The 2,591-nt window shown below is 76.9% G+C and carries 2 protein-coding genes; both read left to right on the top strand.

Features of this window, described 5'->3' with window-relative positions:
• Nucleotides 1–966 (top strand): serine/threonine kinase C-terminal domain-containing protein (locus HCN56_RS25050; protein ID WP_512700879.1); only part of this gene is annotated, 966 nt, incomplete at its 5' end.
• Nucleotides 967–1,060: 94 nt separating this feature from the next.
• Nucleotides 1,061–2,591: protein kinase (locus HCN56_RS26825; protein WP_312871444.1), on the top strand; the 1,531-nt coding region annotated here is incomplete at its 3' end.

The following is a 2,591-nucleotide window of genomic DNA, read 5'->3' as shown; positions in this document are numbered from 1 at the left end:
GGATCGGCCTCAGGCGCCGCCACCGCGCTCGGCGCGGACAGCGGTCGGGAAGGCCGGGCGCGGGCCGGCGGCGAGCAGGCGGACGGCGGTGCGGCCGGCAGCGGCGGCGCCGCGAGTGGCACCGGGGCTGCCCGGAACAGCGGTGGCGGACGCCGCCGTCTGGTGCTGATCGTGGTCGCGGTCGTGGCGGCGCTGGCGCTCCTCGGCGGCGTGCTCGCCTCCCAACTCGGCGGTGATTCGGGCGAGTCCGACGACACCCCGGGCCCCAACCCCTCCGAGACGACCGACGGCGGTACCGACAGCGGCGGGAGCGACGGGGCGGAGGACGACGCGGCGACCGGCGGCGCCGACGACGACTCGGCACAGGACCCGGACGGCGACCAGGGCTCCGAGGGCGGCACCGCCCCGGAGGAGGACGGCACGGCGGAGGGCGCGGAACCGGAGGAGTCCGGCCCGCCGCGCAACAGCCCCGAACGGGACACCGACGCACCCTTCCCGCCCGAGGGCCCCACCGGCTTCGCCCGTACCGTCGACCTCCAGTACCGCTTCAGCATGGCGATGCCCGGCGGTTGGGAGCAGACGGCCACCGCCGGGCGCAACTCCGGGGCGATTTACAGCCATCCATCAGGGCCGCCCCCGGCGGTTCAGGTCGATTTCACGACGTCACCCGGGCCCGACGCCGAACAGGCTTGGCTTGAGCTGGAACCCTCGGTACGTGACGCCAGCACGGATTACGAGCGGGTCCGCATAGACTCCGTCGAATGGCGTGACTACCCCACCGTTTCCGACTGGGAGTTCGAGCGCACCATGGCCGGTACGCGGGTCCGGGTGCTCAACCGCGGTTTCCGGGTCGACGACGGGCGCGGGTACGCGGTGATGGTCACGTGTGTGGCGGAGGAGTGGGACGGGAATGACTGCCGCACACTGCGGGACACGGCCTTCCGCACGTTCGAGCCGCTCGGCTGAACGGGAGCCCGTGGACCGGAGCATGGTCGTGTCACGCCATCGGCACGTATCGTGAGCAACCGGGTGCCGAGGGCACGTCACGAGGGGAGGCGTAGTGGAACAGTACGCGGGGCGGCTGCTCGCGGACCGCTATCGCCTTCCGCGACCCCCCGCCGACGCCTACGAGTTGGTGGAGACCCGCGCCTACGACACCGCCAGCGGCCAGGAAGTCCTGGTGCGGCAGGTGCCGTTGCCCGAGGTGCTCGACGCGGAGGTGCTCGACGGCGGCCACCCCCGGGGGCCCGGACCGCAGCAGACCCCGCGCGCCTCCGGCCTCGCCACCCGTACCCCTGACGACCCGGTGGTCCGCCGGGCGTTGGAGGCAGCCGCCGCGGCCGCCTCGCTGCCGGACCACGCCCGGCTGGACCAGATCTTCGACGTCTTCGTCCAGGGCGACGGCCTCTGGATAGTGAGTGAACTCGTCCCCGGTCGACCGTTGGCGGCGCTCCTCGCCGAGCACCGCATGGGCCCGTACCGCGCCGCGGAGATCGCCGCCGACGTGCTGGCGGCGCTCCGCGTGGTCCACGCGCACGGCTGGACCCACCGCAACATCACCGCCCGGACCGTCCTCGTCTGCGACGACGGCCGCGCGATGCTCACCGGCCTGGCGGCCGGGGCGGCCGAGGAAGTCCTCTGCGGCTACGACCCGTTCCCCGTGGACGGCGGCAACGACCACGGCACCACCCTCGCCCGCGAGGCGCCCGACGGCGGCGACGCGGGCGCCCCGCCGCCCTCGCCCGGCGCGCGCGAGGCGGCACCCCGCCCCCCGGCCGACGAGCGGGAACCGCAGCCGCCGTACACCGCCCACCCGCAGGGCGGAGTCCACCCGCCGGCCCCCGCGCCCCGCCGGGAGGTCGAACACCCGGCCGACCGCGACGGGCCCGCGCCCGGCTACCACCTCCCGCCGGGATGGAACGCCCCCGGGCGGTCCACCGCAACCGGCGGCACCCTGCCGCCGGCCCGCGGCCCCGCGCCCGCCGAGGACACCCGCGGCCTGCCCCCGTACTCCGGCGGCCACCACTCCCGCGCCGACGACCGCTGGGACGCCGAGAGCGGCCCGACCGAGGGCGGCCACCGCCCGCAGCAGGGGAACCCGCAGCACGCGGGGGGGTACACCGACCGCATCGGCGTCCCGACCGACGGCCGCTTCGAGGACGCGGCACCGCCGCCGACGACCGGCGGCACCGAGTCGCGGCGTCCCAGTCCCTGGGACCGGCACGCCCCGGAACACCCCTTCACCGCCGACCGCTACGGCGCCGCGCCGCCGCCCGGTCGTGACGGCGGCACGACCCACGGCCAAGCCGCCCCCCACACGGACAGCCCGTACGCCGACGGCCCGTACGCCGACAGCCCCTCCGCGGACAGCCGCTGGGGCGACGGCCACCACCTCGGCGGCTCCCACGACTCACCGCACGGCGGCCCCGCCGACCCGCCCGGCACCTTCCCCGCGGTCCCGGGGGCGCTGCCCGCCGGCTGGGACCTCGTGCCCGGTCACGGGCCGGTCGACCCGGACGCCGACCAGGCCGCCGCCGACCGCCACGCCTACCACCCCGACCGCGACTTCGGCGGCCCGGGCGGCCCCGGCG

Source organism: Streptomyces lonarensis (assembly GCF_012033735.1).
Lineage (GTDB): Bacteria > Actinomycetota > Actinomycetes > Streptomycetales > Streptomycetaceae > Streptomyces > Streptomyces lonarensis.
This window is presented reverse-complemented; position numbering and strand designations above follow the sequence as displayed.